General features: G+C 68.5%; 29 protein-coding genes. 5 read left to right on the top strand and 24 right to left on the bottom strand.

Annotated features, from left to right (window positions below; translation table 11 throughout):
- The first annotated feature begins 66 nt into the window (after positions 1 to 66).
- Together ACWA14_RS07025 and glgB are read left to right on the top strand one after the other, a co-directional pair.
- Positions 67 to 2,139 carry an alpha-1,4-glucan--maltose-1-phosphate maltosyltransferase gene (locus tag ACWA14_RS07025; protein WP_463797122.1) on the top strand — a complete coding sequence of 691 codons (2,073 nt, stop codon included), beginning with the start codon at positions 67 to 69 and terminating at the stop codon, positions 2,137 to 2,139.
- Positions 2,136 to 4,337 carry a 1,4-alpha-glucan branching protein GlgB gene (gene glgB / locus ACWA14_RS07020; protein ID WP_463797120.1) on the top strand — a complete coding sequence of 734 codons (2,202 nt, stop codon included), beginning with the start codon at positions 2,136 to 2,138 and terminating at the stop codon, positions 4,335 to 4,337. The genes ACWA14_RS07025 and glgB overlap by 4 nt, the downstream gene beginning before the upstream one ends.
- Before the next feature lie 15 nt (positions 4,338 to 4,352).
- Here the strand turns inward: glgB and ACWA14_RS07015 are convergent, their stop codons facing one another.
- Both ACWA14_RS07015 and ACWA14_RS07010 read right to left on the bottom strand, forming a co-directional pair.
- A complete protein-coding gene (locus ACWA14_RS07015; protein WP_463797118.1) occupies positions 4,353 to 5,291 on the bottom strand; it encodes a tetratricopeptide repeat protein in 939 nt (312 codons plus the stop codon).
- Positions 5,288 to 7,222 (bottom strand): DUF8094 domain-containing protein, encoded by a 1,935-nt coding sequence (locus ACWA14_RS07010; protein WP_463797117.1) that lies wholly within the window; start codon positions 7,220 to 7,222, stop codon positions 5,288 to 5,290. Before ACWA14_RS07010 ends, ACWA14_RS07015 begins: the two co-directional genes overlap by 4 nt.
- A 179-nt stretch (positions 7,223 to 7,401) precedes the next feature.
- Between ACWA14_RS07010 and ACWA14_RS07005 the strand changes: the two genes are divergently transcribed.
- Positions 7,402 to 8,463: an AI-2E family transporter gene (locus ACWA14_RS07005; RefSeq protein WP_463797116.1), complete on the top strand. Its 1,062-nt coding sequence runs from the start codon at positions 7,402 to 7,404 to the stop codon at positions 8,461 to 8,463.
- Positions 8,464 to 8,472: 9 nt separating this feature from the next.
- Here the strand turns inward: ACWA14_RS07005 and ACWA14_RS07000 are convergent, their stop codons facing one another.
- From ACWA14_RS07000 to rpsB, 9 genes are all read right to left on the bottom strand, one after another.
- Positions 8,473 to 9,195, bottom strand: a complete 723-nt coding sequence (locus tag ACWA14_RS07000) for an alpha/beta hydrolase (protein WP_463797115.1) — start codon at positions 9,193 to 9,195, stop codon at positions 8,473 to 8,475.
- On the bottom strand, positions 9,192 to 9,479 hold the full coding sequence (locus ACWA14_RS06995; RefSeq protein WP_463797113.1) for a hypothetical protein: 288 nt from the start codon (positions 9,477 to 9,479) through the stop codon (positions 9,192 to 9,194). Before ACWA14_RS06995 ends, ACWA14_RS07000 begins: the two co-directional genes overlap by 4 nt.
- Before the next feature lie 9 nt (positions 9,480 to 9,488).
- Positions 9,489 to 10,184, bottom strand: coding sequence for an aggregation-promoting factor C-terminal-like domain-containing protein (locus tag ACWA14_RS06990; RefSeq protein ID WP_463797111.1), 696 nt, complete (start codon positions 10,182 to 10,184; stop codon positions 9,489 to 9,491).
- A 48-nt stretch (positions 10,185 to 10,232) separates the two neighbouring features.
- Positions 10,233 to 10,817, bottom strand: coding sequence for a DivIVA domain-containing protein (locus ACWA14_RS06985; RefSeq protein WP_463797110.1), 585 nt, complete (start codon positions 10,815 to 10,817; stop codon positions 10,233 to 10,235).
- Positions 10,814 to 11,971, bottom strand: coding sequence for a phosphatidate cytidylyltransferase (locus tag ACWA14_RS06980; RefSeq protein WP_463797108.1), 1,158 nt, complete (start codon positions 11,969 to 11,971; stop codon positions 10,814 to 10,816). The genes ACWA14_RS06985 and ACWA14_RS06980 overlap by 4 nt, the downstream gene beginning before the upstream one ends.
- A 5-nt stretch (positions 11,972 to 11,976) precedes the next feature.
- Positions 11,977 to 12,531: a ribosome recycling factor gene (frr, locus tag ACWA14_RS06975; RefSeq protein ID WP_463797107.1), complete on the bottom strand. Its 555-nt coding sequence runs from the start codon at positions 12,529 to 12,531 to the stop codon at positions 11,977 to 11,979.
- 67 nt (positions 12,532 to 12,598) lie between these two features.
- Positions 12,599 to 13,315, bottom strand: a complete 717-nt coding sequence (pyrH, locus tag ACWA14_RS06970) for a UMP kinase (RefSeq protein WP_463797103.1) — start codon at positions 13,313 to 13,315, stop codon at positions 12,599 to 12,601.
- Between the two features lie 92 nt (positions 13,316 to 13,407).
- The gene (gene tsf / locus ACWA14_RS06965) at positions 13,408 to 14,235 is read right to left on the bottom strand and encodes a translation elongation factor Ts (protein WP_463797101.1); all 828 of its coding nucleotides are present in this window, start codon (positions 14,233 to 14,235) and stop codon (positions 13,408 to 13,410) included.
- Positions 14,236 to 14,279: 44 nt separating this feature from the next.
- On the bottom strand, positions 14,280 to 15,209 hold the full coding sequence (gene rpsB / locus ACWA14_RS06960) for a 30S ribosomal protein S2 (protein WP_463797099.1): 930 nt from the start codon (positions 15,207 to 15,209) through the stop codon (positions 14,280 to 14,282).
- 303 nt (positions 15,210 to 15,512) lie between these two features.
- Between rpsB and ACWA14_RS06955 the strand changes: the two genes are divergently transcribed.
- Positions 15,513 to 16,064, top strand: a complete 552-nt coding sequence (locus tag ACWA14_RS06955) for a murein hydrolase activator EnvC family protein (RefSeq protein WP_463797097.1) — start codon at positions 15,513 to 15,515, stop codon at positions 16,062 to 16,064.
- 90 nt (positions 16,065 to 16,154) lie between these two features.
- Here ACWA14_RS06955 and ACWA14_RS06950 read toward each other — a convergent pair whose 3' ends face one another.
- The 9 genes from ACWA14_RS06950 to ACWA14_RS06910 form a co-directional block, all read right to left on the bottom strand.
- Positions 16,155 to 17,057: a tyrosine recombinase XerC gene (locus ACWA14_RS06950; RefSeq protein ID WP_463797384.1), complete on the bottom strand. Its 903-nt coding sequence runs from the start codon at positions 17,055 to 17,057 to the stop codon at positions 16,155 to 16,157.
- 76 nt (positions 17,058 to 17,133) lie between these two features.
- Complete coding sequence (gene dprA, locus ACWA14_RS06945) at positions 17,134 to 18,345, bottom strand: DNA-processing protein DprA (RefSeq protein WP_463797095.1); 1,212 nt, start codon at positions 18,343 to 18,345, stop codon at positions 17,134 to 17,136.
- Positions 18,342 to 19,877, bottom strand: coding sequence for a YifB family Mg chelatase-like AAA ATPase (locus tag ACWA14_RS06940; protein WP_463797093.1), 1,536 nt, complete (start codon positions 19,875 to 19,877; stop codon positions 18,342 to 18,344). Before ACWA14_RS06940 ends, dprA begins: the two co-directional genes overlap by 4 nt.
- Positions 19,874 to 20,236, bottom strand: a complete 363-nt coding sequence (locus tag ACWA14_RS06935) for a YraN family protein (protein ID WP_463797091.1) — start codon at positions 20,234 to 20,236, stop codon at positions 19,874 to 19,876. Before ACWA14_RS06935 ends, ACWA14_RS06940 begins: the two co-directional genes overlap by 4 nt.
- A 126-nt stretch (positions 20,237 to 20,362) precedes the next feature.
- A complete protein-coding gene (locus tag ACWA14_RS06930) occupies positions 20,363 to 20,689 on the bottom strand; it encodes a DUF2469 family protein (protein ID WP_017204525.1) in 327 nt (108 codons plus the stop codon).
- Positions 20,690 to 20,729: 40 nt separating this feature from the next.
- Positions 20,730 to 21,389, bottom strand: coding sequence for a ribonuclease HII (locus ACWA14_RS06925; RefSeq protein ID WP_463797089.1), 660 nt, complete (start codon positions 21,387 to 21,389; stop codon positions 20,730 to 20,732).
- On the bottom strand, positions 21,386 to 22,114 hold the full coding sequence (gene lepB, locus ACWA14_RS06920; protein ID WP_463797087.1) for a signal peptidase I: 729 nt from the start codon (positions 22,112 to 22,114) through the stop codon (positions 21,386 to 21,388). The genes ACWA14_RS06925 and lepB overlap by 4 nt, the downstream gene beginning before the upstream one ends.
- A gap of 118 nt (positions 22,115 to 22,232) precedes the next feature.
- A complete protein-coding gene (rplS, locus tag ACWA14_RS06915; RefSeq protein WP_463797085.1) occupies positions 22,233 to 22,580 on the bottom strand; it encodes a 50S ribosomal protein L19 in 348 nt (115 codons plus the stop codon).
- Positions 22,581 to 22,752: 172 nt separating this feature from the next.
- Positions 22,753 to 23,241, bottom strand: coding sequence for an MFS transporter permease (locus tag ACWA14_RS06910; protein ID WP_463797083.1), 489 nt, complete (start codon positions 23,239 to 23,241; stop codon positions 22,753 to 22,755).
- Between the two features lie 109 nt (positions 23,242 to 23,350).
- On the opposite strand from ACWA14_RS06910, the gene map reads away from it, so the two are divergent.
- Positions 23,351 to 24,133 carry a type I methionyl aminopeptidase gene (gene map / locus ACWA14_RS06905; RefSeq protein ID WP_463797082.1) on the top strand — a complete coding sequence of 261 codons (783 nt, stop codon included), beginning with the start codon at positions 23,351 to 23,353 and terminating at the stop codon, positions 24,131 to 24,133.
- Between the two features lie 43 nt (positions 24,134 to 24,176).
- On the opposite strand, the gene ACWA14_RS06900 is transcribed toward map, so the two are convergent.
- Genes ACWA14_RS06900 through ACWA14_RS06885 form a run of 4 tightly spaced genes read right to left on the bottom strand, consistent with a single transcriptional unit; the run spans position 24,177 to position 26,528 of the window.
- Entirely contained in the window at positions 24,177 to 24,911 is a 735-nt protein-coding gene (locus ACWA14_RS06900) for a class I SAM-dependent methyltransferase (protein WP_463797080.1), read from the bottom strand.
- A 58-nt stretch (positions 24,912 to 24,969) separates the two neighbouring features.
- Complete coding sequence (gene trmD / locus ACWA14_RS06895) at positions 24,970 to 25,668, bottom strand: tRNA (guanosine(37)-N1)-methyltransferase TrmD (RefSeq protein ID WP_463797078.1); 699 nt, start codon at positions 25,666 to 25,668, stop codon at positions 24,970 to 24,972.
- A 19-nt stretch (positions 25,669 to 25,687) separates the two neighbouring features.
- Positions 25,688 to 26,314, bottom strand: coding sequence for a ribosome maturation factor RimM (gene rimM, locus ACWA14_RS06890; RefSeq protein ID WP_463797077.1), 627 nt, complete (start codon positions 26,312 to 26,314; stop codon positions 25,688 to 25,690).
- Positions 26,298 to 26,528, bottom strand: a complete 231-nt coding sequence (locus ACWA14_RS06885; protein ID WP_045280385.1) for an RNA-binding protein — start codon at positions 26,526 to 26,528, stop codon at positions 26,298 to 26,300. Before ACWA14_RS06885 ends, rimM begins: the two co-directional genes overlap by 17 nt.
- Positions 26,529 to 26,530 lie beyond the last annotated feature (2 nt).

Below are 26,530 nucleotides of genomic sequence, written 5' to 3'. Positions count from 1 at the left end.
CTAGGGGTGCCGACGCACCCTGTCAAGACGTTTTCGGCATCCGCTCGCGACCGGTACATTCGGGGTGTGGCTGCACGTGGTGGTACCCGGTCCTCGGCTCTTCGGAGCTCCGCTCAGATCCCGACGCGCCCCCTGGGCGTCGAAACGGGGCGCTCCGATCTGCGAGCGGGCCGCATCCCGCTCCTGGACGGCACACCCGCCGTTCCCGGGGGCTACGATCCGAAGGCGTTCGTCGGCGAAGTCGTTCCGTTCAGCGTGGTGGCCTTCCGCGAAGGTCATGATGCTATCGGCGTGCAGCTTCGACTGACCTCGCCCGCCGGTGAGGAGTCGCTGCACCGCCTCACGGCGCGTGCCGACGGCACCGACCGCTGGGCGGTCGAGGTCGCACTCGATCAGCAGGGGTCGTGGGCCTATCGCTTCGAAGCGTTCGCCGACGACTTCGCGACGTGGGCGCACGCTGCCTCCCTCAAGGTCGCTGCGGGCGTCGACGTGCCGGTGATGGGCGCGCTCGGCGCCGAGGTGCTGACCCGCGCCGCCGCGGAGAAGGATCGACCGGTGGCCCAGCGCAAGCGCCTGCAGGCCGATGCCGCTGTGCTGCTGCGCGGCGACGCCGACGAGATCCTCGCGCTCTCGCTCGACCCGGAACTCGCCCGGATCTTCATCGAACGACCGGTCACCTCGCTGCGATCCGCGGACACGACGCGATCGCTTCTCGTCGAGAGGACGGCAGCCGGAGTCGCCGCCTGGTACGAGTTCTTCCCCCGGTCGGAGGGCGCCCGGCGCCTCAAGGACGGCAGCGTGAAGAGCGGGACTTTCCGCACCGCGGCGAAGCGCCTTCCCGGCGTCGCGGCGATGGGCTTCGATGTGCTCTACCTCGTGCCGATCCACCCGATCGGCTCCACCAACCGCAAGGGGCGCAACAACACCCTGACGACGGAACCCGGTGATCCGGGTTCTCCGTACGCCATCGGTTCCGCCGACGGCGGCCATGATGCCATCCACCCCGAGCTCGGCACGGCTCAGGACTTCCGCGCGTTCGTCCGCGCCGCGCAGAAGGAAGGACTCGAGGTCGCGCTGGACCTCGCGTTCCAGGCCTCTCCCGACCACCCCTGGGTCGCCGAGCATCCCGAATGGTTCACGACTCTCCCGGACGGATCGATCGCCTACGCGGAGAACCCGCCGAAGAAGTACCAGGACATCTATCCGATCAACTTCGACAACGATCCTGCCGGCATCTACGCCGAGATGTTGCGGATCGTCCAGCACTGGGTCGCCCAGGACGTGAAGATCTTCCGCGTCGACAACCCGCACACCAAGCCGCTGCAGTTCTGGGAGTGGCTCATCGCGACCGTGAACGCACAGGACCCCGACGTGATCTTCCTCGCTGAGGCATTCACCCGCCCTGCCGTGATGCGCTCCCTCGCCGCCGTGGGGTTCCAGCAGAGCTACAGCTACTTCACGTGGCGCAACACCAAGGCGGAGCTCGAGGAGTTCCTGACCTCGGTGTCGCAGGAGACCAGCGACTACATGCGGCCGAATCTCTTCGTGAACACACACGACATCCTCACGGAGTATCTCCAGTTCGGCGGGCGTGCGGCTTACCGCATCCGCGCCTGCATCGCGGCCACCGCCGCGCCGCTGTACGGCGTCTATGCCGGATACGAGTTGATCGAGAACGTCGCGCGTCCCGGATCAGAGGAGAACATCGACAACGAGAAGTACGAGTACAAGTTCCGCGACTGGGAGGGGGCGGAAGAACGCGGGGAGTCGCTCGCTCCCCTGCTGCGTCAGCTGAACACGATCCGGCGCGCGCATCCCGCGCTGCGCCAACTCCGGAACTTCCGGGCCCACTGGAGCGATGACGACGCCGTGCTCGTGTACAGCAAGCACCTGGATGCCGCGTTCACCGGCACCGGCCAGGCGGACACCATCATCGTGGTGGCGAACCTCGACCCGCATTCGGTGCGCGAGACGACCGTCCACCTCGACAGCACCGTGTGGGGTGTCGCGAACGGCACCCCGTTCCAGGTGGAGGACCTCCTCACCGGAGAGGTCTGGACCTGGGCGGATCACAACTACGTCCGACTCGACGCCTTCGCCGAGCCGGTGCACATCTTGAAGGTGAGGGAACGAGCATGAGCTCCATCGAAGACATCACCGCATCGGCCGACTGGGAAGCCGTGGCCGCCGGAACGCACCACGACCCACACTCGGTTCTGGGGGCCCACCCGTCGACGAATGCCGCCGGACGGACCGAGACCGTGATCCGTGCGCGTCGTCCACTCGCCGCCACCGTCGCCGCGCTCTTCCAGGACGGCACGCGCCTCGAGCTCGCGCATGCCGCGCACGGCATCTGGGAGGCTCGCCACGACGGCCCCCCCGTCGCCTACCGTCTGGCGACGGCCTACGGCGACGAGGAGGAGACGGTCACCGGCGATCCCTACCGTCACCTGCCGACCCTCGGCGACATCGACGTGCACCTGATCGCCGAGGGGCGCCACGAGCAGCTCTGGGAGGTCCTCGGCGCACACCCGCGCACCGTGGACGGAGACGAGGGCACCGCCTTCGCCGTCTGGGCGCCGAACGCGACCGCTGTGCGTGTCGTCGGCGATCACAACGGGTGGAACGGCGAATTCCACGCCATGCGCTCGATGGGCGTCAGCGGACTGTGGGAGTTGTTCATCCCCGGCGTCGCGCCGGGCACGCGCTACAAGTACCAGATCCGCACGCACGAGGGTGCGTGGATCATGAAGGCCGACCCGATGGCGCTCGGCGCCGAAGTGCCGCCGGACACCGCCTCTGTCGTCACCGCGGGTGCCCACGAGTGGGCGGACGGGGCCTGGATGACCCGTCGCGCCGCGACGCATGCGGTCGCTCAGCCGCTGTCCGTCTACGAGATCCACCTCGGCTCCTGGAAGAGCGGCCTGACGTATCGGGAAGCCGCGGACCCCCTGATCGCCCACGTCGTGGAGACCGGCTTCACGCACGTCGAGTTCATGCCGCTCGCCGAGCACCCCTTCGGAGGGTCCTGGGGCTACCAGGTGAGCGGCTACTACGCTCCCACCAGTCGTTACGGCAGTCCGGACGACCTCCGTTACCTGATCGACCGGCTCCACCAGGCCGGCATCGGCGTGATCATGGACTGGGTTCCCGGACACTTCCCCAAGGACGCCTTCGCTCTCGCCCGGTTCGACGGACAGCCGCTCTACGAGCACCCGGACCCCCGCCGGGGCGAGCACCAGGACTGGGGAACGCTGATCTTCGACTACGGACGCCCGGAGGTGCGCAACTTCCTGGTCGCCAACGCGTTGTACTGGTTCAGCGAGTTCCACGTCGACGGTCTGCGCGTCGACGCGGTCGCGTCGATGCTGTACCTCGACTACTCGCGCAATGCCGGCGAGTGGGAGCCGAACATCCACGGCGGGCGGGAGAACCTCGAGGCGATCCGCTTCCTCCAGGAGGTCAACGCCACGGCCTACCGCCTGCACCCGGGCATCATGATGATCGCCGAGGAGTCCACCAGCTTCCCCGGGGTCACCGCACCCACCAGCCATGCGGGCCTGGGCTTCGGCTTCAAGTGGAACATGGGCTGGATGAACGACTCGCTGCAGTACATCGAGCGCGACCCGATGTACCGCGCCCACCACGAAGGCGAGATGACGTTCTCATTCGTGTACGCCTTCGGCGAGAACTACCTGCTGCCCATCAGCCACGATGAGGTCGTGCACGGCAAGGGCAGTCTCATCAACAAGATGCCCGGCGACCACTGGCACAAGCTGGCCAACATGCGCGCCTACCTCGCCTACATGTGGGGGCATCCCGGCAAGAAGCTGCTCTTCATGGGCCAGGAGTTCGGCCAGCTCGCGGAATGGTCGGAAGGGCGCGAGATCGACTGGTGGCTGCTCGAGCAGCCCTCCCATCACCAGCTGCAGAGCTTTGTCGGTGCGCTCAACGAGACTTATCGCGCGCAGGCGCCGCTCTGGGAGCGGGACAACGACGGCGGGTCGTTCACGCGGCTCGGAGGGCCGAGCTGGGATCCGACCGTCGTCGCGTTCGAGCGTCGCGACGCACACGGAGGTCGTGTCGTCGTGATCAGCAATTTCGCCGGAATGGAGCACGCGGGCTACCGGCTCGCGCTCCCGCACGAGGGCGTCTGGCAGGAGATCCTGAACTCCGACGCCGGTGAGTACGGGGGCCGCGGCTCAGGCAACCTCGGGATGGTGTTCGCCCACGCCGAGGGAGACTCGGCGGTCGCCACCGTCACGCTGCCTGCGCTGTCCACGCTGTGGCTGCGGCATCAGCCCGAGCCGCACGTCCCGACGATCAGCCACGGCTGATCGTCGGGCGACGGGTCAGAACAGCAGGGAGGTGAGGCGGTTCCGCGCGGCGACGACGCGCGGATCCGTCGCACCGATCAGTCCGAAGAGCTCCACGAGACGTTCCCGGACGGGAGCACGGTCCTCCGTCGGCAGCTGCGGGAACAGGTCCAGCAGGCGGGCGAAGGCATCTTCGACATGCCCCCCGGCGAGGTCAAGATCGGCGACGTCGAACTGCGCCCCGACATCGAGCGGAGCCGACGCGGCTGCCGCCCGGGCCGCCTGGAGATCCAGTCCCTGGACGCGGTGCAGCAGACGCACCTGTCCGAGTCCCGCGATCGCATCCGCGTCGCGCGGGTTCTCCGCCAGCGCCTTCTCGTACGCCGAGATGGCAGTGGCGTAGTCGCCGTTCTCGATGGCCGCGAACGCTTCGGCGTGCAGCGGGGGCAGCTCCGGCTCTTCCGGGGCCTCCGTCGCCGTGCCGCCGTCTCCGGTCGGGAGCGTGCCGGTGACGCCGTTCTGCGCGGCCACCTGAAGCAGCTGCTCGAAGACCTGACGCACCTGTTCCTCCGGCACGGCGCCCGTGAACATCGGCACGGGCTGCCCGGCGATGAGAGCGACGACCATCGGGATGGACTGTGCCCGGAAGCTCTGGGCGAGCTGGGGGTTCGCGTCGACGTCGACCTTCGCCAGCAGCACCCGTCCGCCGTACTCGCGCGTCACCTTCTCGATGATGGGGCTGAGCTGCTTGCACGGCCCGCACCACTCGGCCCAGAGGTCGACGACCACGGGGACGGTGCGGGAGATCTCGAGGATCTGGCCGAACGACTCGTCCGTCGCGTCGACCACGACATCGCCGGCACGCGGAGCCGGTGCCTGCGCCGTGCCGGAGGCGGCACCTGTCGCGGAGGGGCGGTTGCGCAGACTCGAGAGGTCGACGGCTCCACGGAGAGCGGCGGGAGAGATATCGGTCACTTGATCACCTTCACGGAGACGAGGTCCTGTCGGACCGCAAGGAGCCTGATCTGCTCGGACGAGCCCTGAGCGGGCACCGAGAAGAACAGCTGGAACTCATACGTGGTCTCGACGCCCTTGGCGGATTCGGAGACTCCGGTCAGCGCCTTGGCCTGCGCGTTCTCGCCGAAGCGGATCACCGCATCATCCGAGGTCGGAGCGATCTTCTCCACGTCCGTGAGCGCCACGCTGACGATCGCCCCGCTGTCGAGCGTCGTGAGTGACACCGGCGCGTCGTCCGTCGGTGCCATGTCGAAGGTCGCGGTGGAGGTCTCGGCGGCGCCGTTGTCGGCGAGGGTCTGCACGACCGCCTGTCGGCTGTCCCGGATCGACGTGGCGAGACTGAGTGCCTGCTCGTCGAAGAGACCGATGGACGCGCTCTCCTCGCCGGTGTCGACGACATCCGCGAACGCGGTGGCGAGCTCCGCCGGCGGAACGGCCAGGAAGGCCGAGTCGGCAGGAACCAGCGAGGTGCCGAGCCAGGCCGCGGCAACATCGGGAAGCGCGACGTCCGCCGACATCTCGGCCATGTTGGTGACCTTGTACGTCGACCACGGATCCTGCTGGGTCGCGGTGAGGATCACGGGCGGAACGGTGTCGTCGCTCGTGCTCTTCGAGAGGAGCAGCACGGTGCGCGGCCAGCGGTCGGTCGCTTCGGGGAGCACGACCTCGACCTTGTCCGTGGGAATGGCTGCGGGCGGTGCGGTGTCCGGCAGGGCGGTGCGCAACGCGTATTCCGTGGTCCGGGCCGCCAGGGCCGGCCCGTCCAGACGGGTCGCCGCCAGATCGACGTCGAGGTTGGTGTCGGCCTCGACCAGCGTCGCCGAGATGTCGTTGAGGATGCGCATCGCCTGCGCTTCGGTCACGGCCGGCGGCTTCTGGTTATCGGGAGCGATCACGGTCGGTGTCGGCGAGGGAGTCGCCGTGGGGTCGGCGAGCTGCGGCCAGGAGTCGGCGGAGCACCCGGCGACGAGGAGCACCGCGAACCCCATCGCGGGAAGGGCGAGCAGCCGACGGCGTCGCGGTCGAGCGGCTCGGACCGATCGCTGGGTCCCCTGGTCCTTGTCTTCATCCACGATCTCCGCCTCCTCCGAGGGGCCTGCAGCGTCAGGGCTCGCCGCGCGTTCCGTCGCGGTGCTCTCTCCTGCTCCGATGGCGGCCCGCTCCGCCGGAGGCAGGGCGGCGAGATCGATCGGCTCGGTGACAGGCAGCGGACCCGGGCCCTTGCGTCGCGGCCCGCGCCCTCGGCGCTGATGGCGGATGCCCAGGACGTAGAGGATCAAGCCGATCAGGAGCATCACTCCGCCCGCGGCCAGAAGCGGCCCCGCCCAGGGGGTCGAGTTGTCGAGCGGCCAGGACACGACGACGTCATCCGGCGCGCTCTGTGACCCGTCGTAGGCGATGAGCACGCTCACGCCCTCGGGAAGCTGGATGTTGTCGGCTATCAGCGCATCGGTCTCGCTGAACGAGTCGAGCCAGAGATCAGAGCCGATGGGGTTGCGTGCGACGGGAGCCTCGGAGCCGGATTCCTCCGCCTCCGGGTCCGAAGAGCCGTCGGTCTCCGGCTCGGGCGCTGCGACGTGCTCCACGTCGAGAGCCCCGTCCTCACCGACGGTCACCTCGTTGTAGTCGGAATCCGAGAGCCACGCCTGCATGTCGGCGGTGCGTCCGTAGGCGGCGAAGATGTCGCCCTCTCCTCGGATCAGCAGCGTCTGCGCTCCCGGATTGCTCCGCAGCACATCGCCGTCCATGACCAGGAAGGGAGCGGGTTCCTCGACCTCGACGCGCGTCTGCTGAGTGGAAGGACCCATGAAGACGGTTCGCTGAGCGATCCCGGCTCCGATGAGTGCCGCGGCCAGGACGAAGGCCACCACGGCCCATACGAAACGCACGAATAGTCTCCTCACGCACCCGGGACTCCCGTCCCGGACACAACTCTCGACATTCCAGACTAGCGACATCATCTGTGTATTGCCCACGAGCGCCCTCGGCTCGCAGAGCGTCGGCACGTCGCGGGTCGAGCGGGCCGGCCGCTCGGTAGCCTGAAACCAGCCGTCCCGAGGAGCACACCATGAAGATCCACAACCCGTTCCGAACGGCCCTCGTGGCGACGCTCGGCGTCGGTCTGGGCATCCTGCTCATCGGCAGCATCCAGAGCCTGTCCACGGTGCTCCTCTACGTCGGAACCGCCCTGTTCCTCAGCCTCGGCCTCGATCCGCTCGTGTCGTTCCTCGAGGGGCGCAGACTCCCCCGGTGGCTGGCGGTTCTCGTGACCATCCTCGGCGTCCTGGCCATCTTCGTCGGGATCATCCTGATCGTGCTTCCGGTCCTGGTCCAGCAGATCTCGCAGCTGGTCAGCGAGATCACGACGATCGCCCTGCGTGGCACGCTCCTCGAAGACGTGCGTGAGTGGATGGTCGACGCGTTCCCCAATCTGCTGGTGGACGACGTCTTCGCCTACGTCGCCGACTGGCTCCGCACGAATCTCGCGACGATCGGCGGATCGATCGGCCAGGGTGTCCTCGCCGTCAGTGGCGCGGTCCTCGCAGGACTGTTCGGGGCGTTCATCGTGCTCATCCTCACGATCTACCTCACGGCGTCGACTCCCTCGCTCAAGCGGGCCGTGTATCAGCTCGCCCCCGCGTCCAAGCGCGCGCGCTTCATCGATCTCGCCGACCAGATCACGGATTCGGTGGGCTACTACGTGATGGGGCAGGTGTCCCTCGGTGTCATCAACGGCGTGCTCAGCGCCATCTACCTCTCGATCATCCAGGCGCCGTTCCCTGCGGTGCTGGCCGTCATCGCGTTCTTCTTCTCGTTGATCCCCCTGGTCGGGACGCTGACCGGGTCCACCCTGATCGTGCTCATCTGCCTGCTCCCCGGCCTCGGATCGCCGGAGACCGCCCTCGCGGCGGGCATCTACTACCTGATCTACATGCAGATCGAGGCGTACGTCATCTCACCCCGCATCATGAGCCGCGCCGTGGCGGTGCCGGCAGCCGTCGTCGTGGTGGCCGCTCTCGCCGGTGGCAGCCTGCTCGGGCTCCTGGGAGCGCTGATCGCCATCCCCGTCGCCGCCAGCATCCTCATCATCTACCGTCAGGTCGTGATCCCGCGCATGAACGAGCGGTGAGAGCACCGCTCACTCGGTCGGCGGCCAGTGCGTGGCAAGGGGAAGCGCCGCGGGGTTGACGGCCGCGACGATCTCGGTCAGCACTCTGCGGGTCTGCGTCTCCCCGACCCAGAGGTGCTTTCCCCCCTCGACCGCGACCAGCGTCGCGTGCGGGATGGTGGCGAATCTCTCCCGCGCCTCGGGCGGCCGCAGGTAGTCGTCGAACTCCGGCACCAGGACGACCACGGGGACCGAGGTGTCGCCCCAGGCGGCGACGTCCTGCGCCGTCGCGCGGTGCAGCGGAGGCGAGAGCAGGATCACTCCGGCGACGTCGTGTTCGCGACCGTACTTGAGCGCGAGTTCGGTGCCGAACGACCATCCGACGAGCCACGGGGCCGGCAGACCCCGCTCCCGCACGAAGTCCATGGCCGCCGCGACGTCGAACTGCTCGGAGGCTCCGCCGTCGAAGGCCCCCTCGCTCGTCCCCCGCGGCGATGTCGTCCCGCGCGTGTTGAATCGCAGCACGGCGAGATCCGCCAGGGCGGGCAGCCGAGCCGAGGCCTTGCGCAGGATGTGGGAGTCCATGAACCCGCCCGCAGTCGGCAGCGGATGCAGCGTCACGAGCGTCGCGACCGCTCGCCCGGACTCCGGTGCGGCGAGCTCGCCCACGAGTGTGAGGCCGTCGGCCGTCTCGAGCTCGATGTCCTCTCGGTGCGCCGGCAGTTCCAAGGGCCCACGGATCTCGATGCTCATGCCATCCTCCAACAGTGTGTGTGCCAGTGCCTGCGCGCGGCGAGGTCGGCCGCGTCTCCCAGCACGCCGTCCGCGCGCCAGATCACGAGATGGGCCGTTCCCGCCGAGACCTGTCGGCTGCAGCCCGGGCAGAGGTAGTCCTTCTGGGCCTGAGCCGCAGAGATCGGCTGGACAGTCCACTCGGCGCCGCGGCGTGTCTCCGTGCGCTTCCACCCGGCGATCAGCCGATGCAGGGACTCGTCGGCGTCAGGGCGCGCCTGGGGTCGTCGTCGTGAGCGAGGCATGGCACCTGCTCACCACCAGTGGTTGTTGATCCAGAAATCGTACGCGCCGGCCCAGCTGCCGTATCGTCCGGTCGCGTACCCGGTCGCCCAGCGGAGGTTGTCCACCGGGTCGTAACCGTTGCCCGGGACCTTGCTGCACGGCAGAGCCTGCACGAGGCCGCACGCGCCCGACGAGGAGTTCGTCGCGTTGGGGTTCCAGCCGCTCTCCCGCGACACGATGTAGTCCACGTAGCCCTGGTCACCCGCTGCGATGCCGGCAGCGGCCATCCACTCGGCCGGAGCGCCGCCGCCACTGTAGAAGAGAGGACCGCCTCCCCCGGAGTCGCCGCCGTCGGTCGTCTCGGATCCCGCCGATGTCGGCTCGGGCGTGGGCGTCGGCTTGGGGGTCACGTACACCTCGAAACTGCCGCGCGCCATGGGCGCGATCGCGGCCCCCTCGACGGAGACCGTCAGGTTCTGGGTGTCCTCGAGTGCCACGGCGTACGCCGAGTCCGGCGACTCCTCGGGGGCGGGATCGGCCAGCGCGATACCCGTCGGAGCGACGATCGCACCGGCGAGGGCGACGACCGCGAAGGAGGCGAAAACGCCCACCACGCCGCGGCGCCGGGACCACCGGCGGGTGCCACCGCGCGCGGGACGCAGCGCCTCCGCGGGGACCAGAGAGGCGTCGCGTCGTTCGGGAGTCTTGTCGATTCGGGAGTTCACGATGGACGACAGTCTACGCAATGCCACCTGGGACGGCCATGCGAGGCGTCAACGGACCGCGAGAATCACGTCGATCGTCGCATCCAGCAACGCATCGACCTGCTCTTCCCGGTAGCCCCCGCGCTGCATCCGGAAAGCTGCCGAACGCAGCTGCTCCACCGACAGCGGGTCGCCGTCGCGGAGATACTTCACGATCCTCGTCGCCACATGATCGACCTCATCGAGCCGATAGCCGAAGCTCAGCACCCCGGTCCGCGCGAACCGCTGACGCCGAGGTCGCGCCAGGTGATCGAGGATGGTCTGCGCATCATCCCGCGCTTTCTCCACCCAGGCCCCCGCACCCCGTGTCCTCACGACACGCTCCCGCTCGCGAGCGGCGAAGGCATCCTCCACGCGTCCGAGGGCCGCGTCGACGTCGGCGACGACGTACCCCCCTTTCACGAGGGGGAACGAGGCGACGCGCACGTCCGTCGCATCGAGCTGCTCGCCTCCGGTCTCGAACTCCCGCCGCGCCGAGGCGAGGAAGGTGTCGACCGCCGAGCGGTGGTAGCCGAGCGTCCGTCCCGTCGTGAGGGGGAACGCGGGCGGCGCCGATCCATCCGTCGTCTCGTCGATCGTCCGGTCGTCGCTCACAGCACCATCCAAGGGGAGAAGAGGAGATAGAGGGCCAGGGCAGGGATCGTCGAGGGAAGGATGCTGTCCAGCCGATCGAGAAGACCGCCGTGACCCGGGAGCCAGGAGCTCATGTCCTTGATGCCGATGTCGCGCTTGAGCATCGACTCGCCGAGATCACCCAGTGTCGCCGTCAGAAGGATCGAGGCCCCGAAGATGAGCCCTGTCCACCACGGCAGCTCGAGCAGGAAGAGCGCGAGCAGCACGCCGGCGGCGAGTGACGCGACGACGGCTCCCGCGAAACCTTCCCAGGTCTTCTTCGGGCTGATCTTGGGTGCCATCGGATGCTTGCCGAAGGCGAGACCGGCTGCGTACGCGCCCGTGTCGGCAGCAACGGCAACGGCGATGAAACCGAGAACCCACCATTGCCCGCCCTCCTGCTTCAGCAGGATCAGGGCGATGCCTGCCAGGAACGGGACGTAGATCTGGACGAAGCCGCCCACCAGGGCGTCGGCGAGGACATCGCCGTACGTGCGCCCGTCCTTCTCGATCATCTGCGCCATCAGGCGCCAGACGATCACGAAGGCGACAGCGAGGAACAGCATGACCCAGCACAGCCAGATCTCCGCGAAGAAGGCGGAGAGGACGAGCAGCGTGGCTGCCACCAATTGGGGAACCACGTCGACGCGACGGCCTGCCGAGCGCAGGGCGCGGGACAGTTCGTAGACGCCCAGGAGTGCCGCGGCGAGAGCGAAGGGAACGAAGAGGATCTTGATGAACAGCAACGATCCCAGCAGCGCTCCGCCGAAGGCCAGACCGATCAGGATCGCCAGGATGAGGTCGCGGCCGGTGCGCTCCTTGATGCGCTCGTTCGCCTGGTCGAGCTGGTCCCGCGCGTGCGACACGTGCGTCCCGAGTTCATCGCGGGCGGCGCGCCACTGCTCACGGATCGCATTGTGATCAGCGGTGTCGAGCACCTCCACGCCTGCCGCGCCGCTCACCGGCGCGTCGGTGGTGACACCGGTCGTGGCAGCGGGCAGAGGAGGACGCGGCGGGACGATAGCGGTGTCGAACGCCGGGAACGCGGCGTCGGCGAGCGGGACGCCGACCGAAGGCGGCGCGGCGGCATCGTCGGCCGGCACTCCCCCTTCGGAATCTCGCGTCTCGTCAGCCATCCCGATTACACCTCGAGGAGTTCGGCCTCTTTGCGCTTGAGAGCGTCGTCGATGAGGTCGACGTGCTGGCGGGTCAGAGCGTCGAGCTCCTTCTCACCGCGCGCGAGCTCGTCCTCGCCGATGTCGCTCTTGAGCGCGTCCAGCTCGTCCTTCGCCTTGCGGCGGATTCCGCGGACGTGCACCTTGGCGTCCTCCGCCTTGGTCTTGACGAGCTTCACGTACTCCTTGCGACGCTCGGCGGTGAGTTCCGGCATGGACACCCGGACGAGATTGCCGTCGTTCGTCGGATTCGCTCCGAGATTCGGCATGTCGCGGATGGCCTGCTCGATCGCCTTCAGCGCCGACTTGTCGTACGGCGTGATGATGAGGGTTCGAGCCTCCTGGTTCGCCAGGGAGGCGAGCTGCGCGAGCGGCGTCGGAGTGCCGTAGTAATCCACCAGGACCTTCTGGAAGAGCTGCGGGTTGGCGCGACCGGTGCGCACCGTGGAGAAGTCCTCCTTGGCGGCCTCGACCGCCCGTGCCATGCGGGAGGTGGTATCAGTGAGGACATCCGCGATCACGGTGACTCCTATCGTCGGGGTGTTCTGAAATTCTATCGGGCGCGCGCCGATGCGCCCACGCACACGCTCAGGCGGTGACGAGCGTGCCGATGGGCTCGCCGAGCAATGCGCGGGTCACGTTGCCTGCGGGCTCCATGCCGAAGACCCGCATGTCCATGTTGTTGTCCATGCAGAGGCTGAATGCGGTCGAGTCGACGACCTTGAGGCCGCGCTGGAGAGCATCTCGGTAGGTGACGCGCTCGATCCGCTCTGCGTCCGCATGCTTGTTGGGGTCGGCGGTGTAAATGGCATCCACGCCGTTCTTGGCCACCAGCACCTCGTGCGCGCCGATCTCGAGCGCGCGCTGCGCTGCCACGGTGTCTGTCGAGAAGTACGGAAGCCCGGCGCCGGCGCCGAAGATGACGACGCGGCCCTTCTCGAGGTGGCGCTCGGCACGGCGCGGGATGTAGGGCTCGGCGACCTGCGTCATGGAGATGGCCGACTGCACCCGGGTCGCCGCACCGGCCTGCTCGAGGAAGTCCTGCAGTGCGAGGGCGTTCATGACGGTGCCCAGCATGCCCATGTAGTCCGCCCGCCCGCGGTCCATGCCGCGTTGGCTGAGTTCGGCACCCCGGAAGAAGTTGCCACCACCGACGACGATCGCGACCTCGACCCGATCGACCGCTGCGGCGATGTCGCGCGCGATCTGTGAGACCACATCGGGGCTGACTCCCAGCTGCCCGGCTCCGAAAGCCTCGCCGGAGAGCTTGAGAAGGACGCGGCGGCGTCCTGATCGTTCAGTCATGTAGGGGTGTCCTCTCGTCCCGATTCAAGATAGTGCCTTGTGGGCATGAAGAAGGGGTTCGGATCTCGATGATCCGAACCCCTCCGACTCTGCTACGCGCCGACCTTGAAGCGCGCGAAGTCCGTCACGGTGATACCGGCGTCCTTCGCCACCTGGGCGACAGAGAGCTTGTTGTCCTTCGCGTAGTCCTGCTCGAGCAGGGCGACCTGCTTGATGAACGCGGAGACGCGTCCTTCGACGATCTTCGGGAGAGCCGCTTCCGGCTTCCCCTCGTTGCGCGAGATCTCGGTGACGATCTCACGCTCCTTCTCGACGTCGGCGGCCGGCACGTCTTCCCGCGAGAGGTACGACGGGTTGGCGAACGAGATGTGCTGGGCGATGCTTCGCGCCGTCTCGGCGTCGTCACCCGTGTAGGCGACGACGACACCGATCTGCGGCGGAAGGTCCTTGCTCGTGCGGTGCAGGTAGACCTCGACGTTGTCGCCGGAGATCGTGCGGGCACGACGCAGTTCGACCTTCTCACCGATGATGGCCGCCTCTTCCGAGATCAGCTGCTCGACGGTCAGGTCACCCGCGGTCGCGGCCAGCGCGGCTTCGACGGAGTCGGCCTTCACAGCGGAGACCGCGTCGGCGACCTTCTCTGCGAGCGTGATGAAGCGTGCGTTCTTGGCGACGAAGTCCGTCTCGCAGGCGAGCTCGATGAGCGTCACGGCGCCATCCTGCTCGCGAGCGACGACGAGGCCCTCGCTCGTGGAACGGTCAGCGCGCTTGGCGTTGCCCTTCGCACCCTTCAGGCGAAGGATCTCCGTGGCCTTCTGGACGTCGCCGTCGGCCTCCTCGAGCGCCTTCTTGGTGTCGACCATGCCGGTGCCGAGCTGTTCGCGCAGCGCCTTGAGGTCAGCGATGGTGAAGTTGGCCATGTGTGGTGGCTCCTTGCTTCGTGATGTGTGTGTGATCGAGGGGATTACTTGGCGTCTGCGTCGGCAGCCGGGGCCTCTTCGGCCTCAGCGGCGGGAGCCTCGGCCTCAGCGGCAGGAGCCTCCTCAGCGGGAGCCTCCGCAGCGTCAGCGGCAGGAGCCTCCTCAGCGGGGGCCTCCGCAGCGTCGGCGGCGGGCGCCTCCGCAGCGGGTGCGTCCTCGGCCGGAGCCTCGAGAAGCTCGCGCTCCCAGTCGGCCAGCGGCTCGGCGTCGCCGGTCTCGGGGTTGTGCTTCTGCTGCAGGCCCTCGGCGGCGGCGTCGGCGATGATGCGCGTCAGCAGCGAGACCGAGCGGATCGCGTCGTCGTTTCCGGGGATCGGGTACTGGAAGTCATCCGGGTCGGCGTTCGTGTCGAGGATGCCGATCACGGGGATGCCGAGCTTCTTGGCCTCGTCGATGGCGAGGTGCTCACGCTTGGCGTCGACGACCCAGATGGCCGACGGCGTCTTGGTGAGGTTGCGGATACCACCGAGCGACTTGTGCAGCTTGTCGAGCTCGCGCTTCTTGAGCAGCAGTTCCTTCTTGGTGAAGCCGCTGTTCGCGGGGACCTCGTAGTCGAGCTCCTCGAGCTCCTTCATGCGGGCGAGACGCTTGGAGATCGTCTGGAAGTTGGTGAGGAGTCCGCCCAGCCACCGCTGGTTCACGAAGGGCTGACCGACGCGCGTGGCCTGCTCGGCGAGGATCTCCTGCGCCTGCTTCTTGGTGCCGACGAAGAGGATGGTGCCGCCGTGCGCGACGGTCTCCTTGACGAAGTCGTACGCCTTGTCGATGTACCCCAGCGACTGCTGGAGGTCGATGATGTGGATGCCGCTGCGCTCGGTGAGGATGAAGCGCTTCACCTTCGGGTTCCACCGACGGGTCTGGTGTCCGAAGTGCACGCCGCTGTCGAGCAGCTGGCGGATGGTGACCACAGCCATGGTCGTCTCCTGGTTCTGGCGCATCGAGCGCCGTTGAGGTTGTCAAGCCGATCGGAGGATCGGACTTCCTGGTGCCCGGCGCACACCCGCCTTCGCGAGGAAGGACCTGAGGGAGTGGATGCCACGACCGGAGTCGCTGTGGGCACGCGTAGTCACCCCGAGATCGAGGTGCTCGTCCAGCATACAGGACGACGCGGAGGAGTGATCCTGCACGGGGCCGGTCTCTTCGGCGTTCTCCCCCGACTGCTGTGGACGCCGGGACGCGGCGCCCCGAGGGACCGCTCGCACGCGATGATCTGTCCCATGTCGCTCTCTCCTCGAACACGGCGCCTGCTCGTCGCGGTCGCCATCACGGCAGTGTGTGCCGCCGGTCTCCCCGCGGCCTCGGTCGCGGCACCCGAGAGCGTCGGGGTCGCGGCGGATGCCACCGACATCGGCGGGTCCTGGATCTGGCCGATCGCCGACCTCCGCCGGGTGGTCGCGCCCTTCCGAGCGCCCGCTCACGCCTACGGGGCCGGCCATCGCGGTATCGACATCGCGGCACCCGTCGGAACGCCGGTGGCCGCGCCCGCCGGTGGGGTCATCGCGTTCCGCGGGACGGTGGTCGATCGCCCCGTGCTCACGATCGCTCACTCCGACGGGCTCGTGACGACCTTCGAGCCCCTCGAGTCACCTCATGATCCGGGCGATGCCGTGACTCCCGGGGAGGTGATCGGTATCGTCGGCTCCGGCGGCCACACCGCACCCGGTGCGCTGCACGTCGGCGTGCGCCTCGACGGGGCGTACATCAACCCGCTGGTGCTGTTCGGAGAGGTTCCGAGAGCCGTGCTTCTCCCCTGCTGCGAGTCGCCGTGACGGCAGCCGATCAGCTCGTGCGCCTCGCCGGGTCCGGACGGAGACGGAACAGTGGCGTGGGGTGGGTGCACGCCCCGCACTCGCGGCCGGTCACGCCCGCGGATGCGCCAATCGGTAGGTCGCGGTGAGTCGTTCCGCCGACACGTGCGTGTATATCTGGGTCGTGCCCAGGCTCGCGTGGCCGAGGATCTCCTGCACCGCTCTCAGGTCCGCGCCGCCGTCGAGCAGATGCGTGGCTGCGGTGTGGCGGAGGGCATGCGGTCCTACCGTCTCCGCCCCGACGACGGGAGAGAGCACCGTGGCGACGAGGTCGTAGACCGCGCGCGGCCCGATCCGTGCGCCTCGGGCTCCCAGGAACACACCGGGACTGTGACTGCTCGCTCGCGCCGAGAGGACGGGGCGTCCACGTGTGAGCCAGGCGGAGACGGCCTCGCGCGCCGGCACGCCGAAGGGCACGACCCGCTCCTTCGATCCCTTGCCGAGGACTCGCGCCGTCGCGCGGTCGAGATCCAGGTCGTCGATGTCCAATCCGCACAGCTCGGAGACTCGGATCCCGGAGCCGTAGAGCAGCTCCAGCACCGCGTGGTCGCGGAGGGCGACGGGGTCCCCGGAGGCGGCGGCATCGTGCTGCGCGTCCAGGACCGCGCTCATGGCATCGAGCGAGGCCACAACGGGCAGCGTTCGCCCACGTTTGGGCGCGATGAGACGAAGACTGGGATCGTGCGTGATGAGGGCGTTCTCCTGAGCCCAGCTGAAGAAGGAGCGTGCGGCCGCGGCACGGCGAGCCAGGGTCGAGCGGGCATCACCGCGCTGGGTCGCATTCCAGAGCCAGTCCCGAAGCGTCTCGAGGTCGACCTCGTCGATCTCGGGATTGCCCGCCACGGCGATGAGGTCTCTCAGGTCCGACCGGTAGGCCCTTGCCGTGGCCGGGGAGAGCCGTCGCACCTTTTCGAGGTGCTCGACGAAGTCCCGCGCCGCCGTTCCGAGGTCCATGCCCTTCAGCATGCCGCTGATCCCTGCGATGACGTCGATGCCTCGCCGCCCTTCGCCCTCTGGTGCTGTAGCGACATCAGCGAGCAGGCGCGGCGCGCCTGCGGCGCCATCCGTCTCCGGAACGTTCGACGGTCGCTTCCAGATCGAGCAGGCCGAGGAGGGATGAGACGGTGGCCGGGTCGAGTCCGGACCGACGGGCAAGCTCAGGCACCGTGCTCGGCGTGCGACTGCTCAGCGCGTCGAGCAGCCGTGTGCGTCGCGGATCCACGACCTCCGGCGGCGTGCCACCCGTCGCCCTCGTCCCCCCGGCAGCGCCGCACAACTCCCGCACTTCGGCAGCCGAGGTCACGCAGACGGCGTCGTATTCGCGAAGCAACCGATGACAGCCCGCCGAGGCGGCCGACGTCACGGGTCCGGGGACCGCGCCCAACGGTCGGCCCAACGTCGCTGCGTGCCCCGCCGTGTTGAGGGAGCCACTCCGCCATCCGGCCTCGACGACGACGGTGGCGTCGCCGAGCGCGGCGATCAATCGGTTCCGCGCGAGGAACCTCCACTTCGTCGGCGCCGCCCCGCACGGCACCTCGCTGACCAGCGCTCCCACGTCGGCGATGCGCTGCAGCAGGGACGCGTGCCCGGCGGGATAGAGACGATCCACGCCTCCCGCCAGGAAGGCCACGGTTCGCCCGTCGACCCCGAGTGCGGCACGGTGGGCGGCGCCGTCGACACCGTACGCACCGCCTGACACGATCACCATCCCCGACCCCGCAAGGTCGCCCGCGATCTCCGCTGCCACGAAATCGCCGTAGCTGCTCGACGCCCGGGCCCCGACCATCGAGAGATGCCGATCTGCCACCAACAGGCTCGCGTCGCCCCGAACCCAGAGAGCGTTCGGGGCGTTCGCCCCCACAGCGTCGACAGATGACGGCCAGTCCGCGTCGCCGGGGATCACCAGTGCCGCACCCACCTGCGCTGCGCCATCCAACGCCTCCTGAACGGCGGAGACCGAGGCTCGCGGATGCCACCGCGCCCTCGCCTCTCGAAGCATGCGGTGTGCTCGGGCAGTCGCCGGAGTCGAGAGCTCACCGCGAGCCAGCCGGTCATCCATGGCCACCTGCAAGGCCTCAGCCGCGCCCATCTCCCCGATCAGAGCACCTGCGACACCGTCTCCTGGCTCGGCGATCACGCTCCAGGCGGCCCGGGCGACAGCCTCCGTCGCCGCGTCCTCCTGCGGTCGGACCGCGCGGACGGCACGCATGACCCGGCGGTCATCGAGCAGCTGATCGATCACGGTGTCCACCCCCGGCGGAGGTGGAGCGCGCGACCGATGTCGGCGAGTGCCGGTCGTTCCCGCTCCGCCAGGTCGGCCATCGTCCACGCGAGGCGCAGGACGCGGTCGTATCCGCGCAGGGTGAGCAGGCCGCGCTCGAGCGCACGATCCAGCGGGGCCCGGTCGCCGGCCCCGAGGCGGAAGGCACCTTGCCGAAGACATGCACCGGGGACCTCGGCGTTCCGTTGCCAGGGGGTGCCCCTCCAACGCTCCGTCGCCCGTGCCCTCGCCGCCTGCACGCGCGCCGCAGCCACCGCTGTCGAGGTGCGCGCCGGAGCTCCCGCCGTGGCTGTGCCCGCCGCCACACGCGCGACCTGCAGATCGATGTCGACGCGGTCCCGGAGCGGACCGGACAGTCGGGTCGCGTACCGTCGGATGGCCATCGGAGGACAGACGCACGCCGCGCCACGCACACCGTAGTTCCCGCACGGGCACGGATTCATGGCGAGCAGAAGCTGGAAGCGCGCAGGAAACCTCGCGGTGAAGCCGGCCCTGTGCACCTCGATGGAACCGTGCTCGAGCGGCTGCCGCAAGGCGTCCAGCGCGACGCGCGAGAACTCCGCGGCCTCGTCGAGGAAGAGCACACCGCGGTGCGCCCGAGCGATCGCCCCCGGCCGCGCGACGCGGGATCCGCCGCCGACCAGGGCGGCGACCGATGTGCTGTGGTGGGGAGACTCCAGCGGCGGACCCGAGTCGAGGCGCACCGGCGCTCCCCCGCTCAGGGAGCGCACCGCCGCGACCTCCAGCGCCTCCTCGTCCGTCAGTCGCGGCAGGATTCCCGGAAGCCGGCGCGCCAGCATGGTCTTCCCCGCGCCGGGCGGCCCGCTCAGCAACATGTGATGTCCGCCGGCGGCCGCGGCGATCAGCGCCTCCACCGCGTCCTCCTGGCCCACGACGTCCGCGAGATCGAGTGCCTCGAGCGCGGCTTCCGCGTCCCGCTTCCCGGACACGGCCACGGCCTCGACATCCGGGACCTCGACGTCCGCGCCGTGCCAGACGGCGACCTCGGCCAGGGACGCCGCAGCACGCACGTCCATCCCCGGGACGAGCTGCGCTTCCTCCTCATTCGCCCGCGGGACGATGACCCTCTCGAAGCCCGCGCGCGCGGCCGCGAACACCGCCGGCAGCACGCCCGGCACAGGTCGCAGCCGACCATCCAGCCCGAGTTCGCCGATGTGCACCGTGTCGCGAATGGCACGGACGCTGAGCGCTCCCCCGGCGGCGAGTGTCGACACGGCGATCGACAGGTCGAAACCGGACCCCTGCTTCGGCAGGCTCGCGGGAGAGAGGTTCACCGTCAGTCGCCGCCGCGGCAGGTCGAGCCCGGAGTTCTTGCAGGCGTTGTGCACGCGCTGCACCGCTTCTCCCAGTGATTTGTCGGGCAGACCGATGATGCGGAATTCGGGAGTCTGATTCGAGAGATCGGCCTCGACCTCCACCATGTGTCCGTCGACGCCGGTGAGGGCGACCGCCCATGTCCGCGCAGTGGTCATTCGAGGTCCTCGAGGTGCTCGATCACGGCCGAAGCGGGATTCGGCCCCGTGATACCGATCACCTCGACGCGGAGCACGCGGGTGCCCGCCAGCTCCCTGTGCGTGTCGCGCCAGGCGTATGCCAGGCCCCAGAGCCGTCGTCGCTTGCGTTCGTCGACGGCTTCGAAGGGGTGGCCGAAGGCCGCGCTCCGTCGTGTCTTGACCTCGATGATCGAGAGGTGGTCGCCGCGCGTGGCGACGATGTCGATCTCCCCCTGCCCGCATCGCCAGTTGCGATCGATCACCACGTAACCCCGTGATGTCAGATAGCGTGCCGCGCGCTCTTCTCCGGCGCGGCCGAGTCGGTCCTTTGCTGCCATGCCCTCAGCATCGCGGGAACGCCTGTCCGTCGTGATCCACGATCGGCGGCTCGCCCGCAGGATGCGGACAACCCGCTACAGCCGCGGCTTGTGGAGAGAAGTCGGGACCGAGAGGCGAGAGGTGGTTCACTCTCCGTCGAGGGAGAGCTCCTGCGGCAACTCGAACTCGCGGCGCTGCAGTTCCTCGACGTTGACGTCCTTGAAGGTCAGCACCCGGACGGCCTTGACGAAGCGATCGGCACGGTAGATGTCCCACACCCACACATCGCTCATCGAGATCTCGAAGTAGAAGTCGTGTTCGGTGTCGCGTCGCACGACGTTGACCTCGTTCGCGAGGTAGAACCGACGCTCGGTCTCGACGACGTACTGGAACTGCGACACCACGTCCCGATACTCCCGGAACAGTGCCAGTTCGAGCTCGCGGTCGTAGTCGTCGAAGGCTTCCTCATCCATGATGACTCCATCCTAGAGTCGCGGGACGGAGAAGCCGCATTCAGAAGAGCGTCGGCGCCTCGGCGATGGCCCAGGAGGCACGGTGGAATGGCGAGAGACCGCGCTCCCTGATCGCGGTCCGGTGCTCCAGACTGGCGTATCCCTTGTTCCTGTCCCACTGGTAGTCGGGGTGATCCGGGTGCAGCTCCGCCATGTGGGTGTCGCGCGCGACCTTCGCGATCACCGACGCGGCCGACACGGAGGCGCAGTCCCGATCCGCCTTCACGACGGGCCGTACGCGGAGGTCGCTCGGATGCACCGCCGAGAGATAGTCGTGGTTTCCGTCCAGGAGCACGACGGCGCCTGCCGTCGAGACTCCCTGTGCCACGACTGCCAGCACCGCACGCGAGGCGGCGAGACCGAGCGCGCGCATGATGCCGACCTCATCGACCTCCGCGGCGCTGGCCCACCCGACGGCGGATGACTGCACCCAGGCCGCTGCCCGCGCGGCCACGTCCGGGCGCCGCTTCTCGACGACCAGCTTGGAGTCGCGGAGCCCCTCGGGTACCCGGCGACGCGCTCCGGCGGAATCCATCACCGCTGCCCCCACCGCGACGGGGCCTGCCAGCGCGCCCCTCCCGACCTCGTCGAGCGAGATGATCAGGTCGCACTCCTTGAGCAGTCTGCGCTCGAGGACGAGTGTGGGGGTGATGACCGTCATTCCGGATCCGGTACTCCGTTGAAGCTCTGGTGGTGTCCGTCGATCGCGCCCAGCCTGTCGAGGGGCCAGGTCGTCAGGAACGCCTTCCCGACGATGTTCGTCTCGGGCACGAAACCGCCGCCGGGCAGGTCCTGATGCGCCCGCGCGTCTCGCGACCGATCGCGATTGTCGCCGAGGAGCCAGACCGACCCCTCCGGCACCACGACGTCGAAGGGTTCGTTGGACGCCGCCGTGTCGCCGTCCGGCAGATTCAGGTAGCCGAGCTCATCGATCGGTGCGCCGTTGATCGTGATCTGTCCGAGCGCATTGCAGCAGACCACATGATCGCCCGGCAGCCCGATCACGCGCTTGACGAGGTGGTCCTGGGTGTCGGACGCCGAGATCCCGACGAAGGTGAGCACCCAATCGACAGCTTCCGCGAGCGGAGGACCGGCCGGCTTCTGCGGGACCGCGTCGAGCCAGCCACCGGGATCCTTGAACACCACGACGTCGCCGCGCTCGTACCCGGTCCACCGCGGAGTGAGCTCGTCGACCAGGATCCGGTCGTCGATGAGCAGGGTGCGCTCCATGGAGGCGGAGGGGATGTAGAACGACCGCACGACGAACGTCTTCACCACGAAGGAGACCACGGCTGCGATCAGGACGATCACGAGCACATCCCGGAGGAAGACGAGGATTCCGCGGCGCCGCCTGGAGGTGGGGGCCGCCGGAGTGTCAGTCGTCATCAGGTTCCTTCGAGAATGGTGCTCCGCGCGTGGGCGGCAATAACAAGGTTCGCACACCGGTGGGAAAACACAGCACCCCGGGACATCGTGTCCCGGGGTGCTGTGGAGATGCCACGACTCAGCGGTCGCGCTTCTCCTTGATCTTCGCCTTCTTGCCACGCAGCTGGCGGAGGTAGTAGAGCTTCGCGCGACGCACGTCGCCTCGCGTGACGACCTCGATGTGGTCGATCACCGGGGAGTGCACGGGGAAGGTGCGCTCGACGCCCACCTGGAAGCTGATCTTGCGGACCGTGAAGGTCTCACGGACGCTGTCGCCCTGGCGGCCGATGACGACGCCCTGGAAGACCTGGATACGAGAGCGGCTGCCCTCGGTGATGTTGACGTGCACCTTGACGGTGTCGCCGGGGAAGAACTCGGGGATGTCCGAGCGGAGGGAAGCCGCGTCAACGGCGTCGAGGATCTGCATGATCGTCTCTCTCTGCACTCGCCTCAGGTCGGATGCATGATGATGGAAGGAACAAGAAAGGGTGTGTGCCGTACGGCGCTGATGCGTCCGCGGGCTCCCCTGAGGCAGAACCGGTCACGGCACAAAGACCCATTCTGCCATGGATCCGACTCCCCCGCCAAAACGCTCCGGGTCAGTCGCGGGGGTCGACCTCGCGCAGGACGATGACCTCGTGCGGGCGTGCGGGCGGAGCCTGCTCGTCAGCGGTGGGGATGGTCTGCCATGCGATCGTCTCGCGCAGACGTATGCCGCTCCCCTTCGCCTCGCTCCACAGCTGCCACAGCTGCAGCCAGAAGAGAGCGATGCCGGCCACGATGGCGCCGGTCAACAGCCATCCGAAGGCGCCGTCGATGAAGAATCCGACGGCGATCGTGAGGCCGTGCCACAGGGTGAAGCCCCCGACGTCCCACCAGGACACCGCGCGCTCGGCGCGCACGGAAGGGCGCGACCGCGTCAGCAGCGTCAGCAGCAGCTGCCCGACGAGCACGGAGGGGATCGCGATGAACAGCACCCAGAGGATCGCCCAGCCGCCCTGGAACACGCCCCAGCCGACGAGCAGCCACAGCGGCAGCAGGAACGCCGCGGGAAGAAGCCAGCGGAAGAACGCCTGTCGGAGCCACATGATCAGATCGTACGACGCGATCCTCGGCGTCGTCCCGGTGTTCGCTGTGAGCGCGCGACACGGAGCGCTCGGCGCATCGGGGAGAATGGAGAGGACGAGAGGACACCCGATGATCGAACTGCGCACCCCCGCCGAGATCGACGAGATGCGCGCCGCCGGGCGCTTCGTGGCCGAGACGCTGGCGACCCTGCGGGACGACACCAACGTCGGCACCAATCTGCTGACCATCGACCGCCGCGCTCATGAGATGATCCGCAAGGCCGGCGCGGAGTCGTGCTACATCGACTACCACCCGTCGTTCGGCGCGAGCCCCTTCGGCAAGGTGATCTGCACCTCGGTCAACGATGCCGTCCTGCACGGCCTCCCCCACGATTACACCCTCCGGGACGGCGACCTGGTCTCGCTCGACTTCGCCGTATCCGTCGACGGATGGGTGGCTGATTCGGCCGTGTCGTTCGTCGTCGGGACCGCCCGCGACGAGGACCTCCGTCTCATCGACACGACGCAGCGGGCTCTGGATGCCGCGATCGCCGCTGCCGTCGTCGGCAACAAGATCGGCGACATCTCGGCCTCCGTCGCCGAGATCGCCCATGGTCAGGGCTACGCCATCAACACCGACTTCGGTGGGCATGGCGTCGGACGCACCATGCACGGCGATCCGCACGTACCCAACGACGGACGCGCGGGTCGAGGATTCCCGCTTCGCGCCGGCCTCGTACTCGCGTTGGAGCCGTGGTTCCTCGCGACCACGGACGAGCTGATCACCGATCCCGACGGCTGGACTCTGCGCAGTGCCGACGGGTCGCGCGGCGCACACTCCGAGCACACCGTGGCGATCACGGCGGAGGGACCGATCATCCTCACCGACCGCTCGTTCCTCGGAGTGGACTGACGCGCTGACACTCCCGTCGTTCTGCGTCCGCGGCGGAGCTGCCTCAGCAGCGCTGGTACACGAAGACGTCGGTCACCTGCGGCAGATCGAGCTCAGCACGATCGTGCGTCTCGGGAGACTCATCCAGGACACGTTCGATCGAAGCGACCATCTCGGCCCGCCGCGTCGGCGTGGCCACGAGGAAGCTGCTGACGGTGGCCCAGCGGCGCAGATAGCGCTCGCGCGAGATCCTCTCTCGCCATCGGATCTCCTCCTGGCGGACGAACGCGAAGCCGGGAAGCTCATCGGCCGTGGCGGTCGTGGCGTCGGTCTCCCCCACGGCGGGGTGCGCGATGCGGTGACAGGCCCGATCCCAGGCGCAGGCCGGGTCGGAGTGGTTCCACAGCAGACCGAGGACACCACCCGTGCGGAGGACGCGGGAGATCTCACGGCAGGCCGGGTCGCGGTCGAACCAGTGGAAGGCCTGAGCGACCGTCACGGCATCGAGCGCGCCGTCGTCCAGCGGGATGCTCTCCGCCGTCCCGACCGCGGCGTGCACACCAGGCAGCTTCCGGCGCAGGATCGCGAGCATCGACTCCGACGGCTCGACCGCCATGACGCGCTCGGCGCGACCGAGCAGAAGCTCGGTGAACTTGCCAGTCCCCGCACCGAGATCCAACACCACTCGGACCGGGGTCGGCAGCACCACGTCGGCGGCGCCCGTGGGAAATCCCGGGCGATACCTGTCGTACTCCTCCCCGATCTTCTCGAAGGAGCGAGCCAATGCCTCATCCACCACGCATCGACGCTATCAGCGGTGCCGGACGATCAGTCGCCGCAGGCATCGAGACGATCGACTAGGAGGGGTGATCCTCGGGAGGCAGCAGGTCGGGCCGACGACGACGGGTGCGCTCGATCTGCTGCTCTCGCCGCCAGGCCGCGATCCGCGCGTGGTTCCCGCTGAGCAGCACCTCGGGTACGGCATGATCGCGCCACACCGACGGCTTCGTGTAGGAGGGGTACTCCAGCAGACCGTCCTCGTGCGACTCCTCGACCAGGCTCTCGGGGTTGCCGACCACGCCGGGGATCAACCGTGCGATGGCTTCGATCATCGCCATCGCGGCGACTTCTCCCCCGTTGAGCACATAGTCGCCGAGGCTGATCAGGCGCACCTCGCCGATGGAGGCCGCGTAGTCGAAGACGCGCTCATCGATGCCCTCGTACCGACCGCAGCCGAAGACGAGATGCTCCCGCTCGGAGAGCTCATGAGCTGTCGCCTGAGTGAAGACCTCACCCGCGGGAGACGGGAAGACGATCGTCGGGCGCGAGCCCGCGCTGACCTCATCCAGAGCAAGACCCCAGGGTTCGGGCTTCATGACCATGCCGGCACCCCCACCGTAGGGAGTGTCGTCGACGGTCCGATGTCGGTCGGTGGTCCACTCGCGCAGATCACGCACGCGCAGATCGAGGATGCCCGCGCTCTGCGCCTTCCCGAGGAGAGAGAGCGTCAGCCCGTCGAAGTAGGACGGGAAGATGGAGACGACATCGATGCGCACGAGGGAAAGCTACCAGCGGTCACTCGGCGTCGTCGGCGTCCGCGTCAGCGTCGGCGGAACCGTCGCTCGCGGCATCCGCCGCATCCGGGAGCTCCTCGAAGAGCCCCGCGGGAGGCGTGACGATGAGTCGTCCGGCAACGACGTCGACACTCGGGACGATGGCCTGCACGAACGGCACCATGATCTCGCGCTCGCCCGACTTCACGATCAGCAGATCCTGCGCCGGGAAGTGGTCGACGCGCATGACTCGTCCGACGACGATGTCGTCACGGACGACGTCGAGCCCGACCAGCTGGTGATCGAACCACGCGTTCTCCTCGACTTCATCGTTGTCCTGGTCGATCCACAGGATCGCCCGCACGAGGGTTTCTGCGCCTTCACGGTCGTCCACGTCCTCGAAGAAGACGACGGGATTGCCGTTCATCACCCGGTACTCGCGGACGGTGACGTTCTTGCCGTGCCAGGGAGATGCCTCGGGCACCTGGAGCGTGAAGGTGGCGCCGGTGAAGAAGCGACGCTCAGGGTTGTCGGTGTAGAGCTCCAGCTTGAGCGCACCCTTCAGGCCGTGGGCCTTCACGAGGCGACCGACCCGCAGCTGGTTCTTGCTGGTGCTGTCCTTCTGCACCACGTCAGTCGTCCGCGACATCGACGCGCACACGGCGTCCGTCGGCCAGAGCGGTGACGAGGGTGCGAAGAGCCTTCGCTGTGCGGCCGCCGCGCCCGATCACGCGTCCACGATCGTCGGGGTGCACGCGCACCTCGAGGAGATCGCCTCTCGGCGACGTGGATTCGTTGATGCTGACATCCTCCGGGTGATCGACGATCCCCTTGACGATGTGTTCGAGCGCGGCGGCGAGCACGA

The sequence above is a fragment of the Microbacterium sp. TW_SC_2 genome, assembly GCF_055361165.1.
This window is presented reverse-complemented; position numbering and strand designations above follow the sequence as displayed.

Bases quoted from the DNA above. Each gene is read 5' to 3' on its own strand.
- ACWA14_RS06930 (WP_017204525.1), bottom strand. From the start codon at position 20,689: ATGGATGAGGAAGCCTTCGACGACTACGACCGCGAGCTCGAACTGGCA.
- ACWA14_RS06910 (WP_463797083.1), bottom strand. From the start codon at position 23,241: ATGTGGCTCCGACAGGCGTTCTTCCGCTGGCTTCTTCCCGCGGCGTTC.
- lepB (WP_463797087.1), bottom strand. From the start codon at position 22,114: ATGACGACTGACACTCCGGCGGCCCCCACCTCCAGGCGGCGCCGCGGA.
- ACWA14_RS06935 (WP_463797091.1), bottom strand. From the start codon at position 20,236: ATGGCAGCAAAGGACCGACTCGGCCGCGCCGGAGAAGAGCGCGCGGCA.
- ACWA14_RS06955 (WP_463797097.1), top strand. From the start codon at position 15,513: ATGTCGCTCTCTCCTCGAACACGGCGCCTGCTCGTCGCGGTCGCCATC.
- ACWA14_RS06925 (WP_463797089.1), bottom strand. From the start codon at position 21,389: ATGACGGTCATCACCCCCACACTCGTCCTCGAGCGCAGACTGCTCAAG.
- ACWA14_RS07000 (WP_463797115.1), bottom strand. From the start codon at position 9,195: ATGAGCATCGAGATCCGTGGGCCCTTGGAACTGCCGGCGCACCGAGAG.
- ACWA14_RS06980 (WP_463797108.1), bottom strand. From the start codon at position 11,971: ATGGCTGACGAGACGCGAGATTCCGAAGGGGGAGTGCCGGCCGACGAT.
- map (WP_463797082.1), top strand. From the start codon at position 23,351: ATGATCGAACTGCGCACCCCCGCCGAGATCGACGAGATGCGCGCCGCC.
- ACWA14_RS06940 (WP_463797093.1), bottom strand. From the start codon at position 19,877: ATGACCACTGCGCGGACATGGGCGGTCGCCCTCACCGGCGTCGACGGA.
- pyrH (WP_463797103.1), bottom strand. From the start codon at position 13,315: ATGACTGAACGATCAGGACGCCGCCGCGTCCTTCTCAAGCTCTCCGGC.
- ACWA14_RS06995 (WP_463797113.1), bottom strand. From the start codon at position 9,479: ATGCCTCGCTCACGACGACGACCCCAGGCGCGCCCTGACGCCGACGAG.
- ACWA14_RS07005 (WP_463797116.1), top strand. From the start codon at position 7,402: ATGAAGATCCACAACCCGTTCCGAACGGCCCTCGTGGCGACGCTCGGC.
- rplS (WP_463797085.1), bottom strand. From the start codon at position 22,580: ATGCAGATCCTCGACGCCGTTGACGCGGCTTCCCTCCGCTCGGACATC.
- tsf (WP_463797101.1), bottom strand. From the start codon at position 14,235: ATGGCCAACTTCACCATCGCTGACCTCAAGGCGCTGCGCGAACAGCTC.
- glgB (WP_463797120.1), top strand. From the start codon at position 2,136: ATGAGCTCCATCGAAGACATCACCGCATCGGCCGACTGGGAAGCCGTG.
- ACWA14_RS06950 (WP_463797384.1), bottom strand. From the start codon at position 17,057: ATGGACCTCGGAACGGCGGCGCGGGACTTCGTCGAGCACCTCGAAAAG.
- rpsB (WP_463797099.1), bottom strand. From the start codon at position 15,209: ATGGCTGTGGTCACCATCCGCCAGCTGCTCGACAGCGGCGTGCACTTC.
- rimM (WP_463797077.1), bottom strand. From the start codon at position 26,314: ATGTCGCGGACGACTGACGTGGTGCAGAAGGACAGCACCAGCAAGAAC.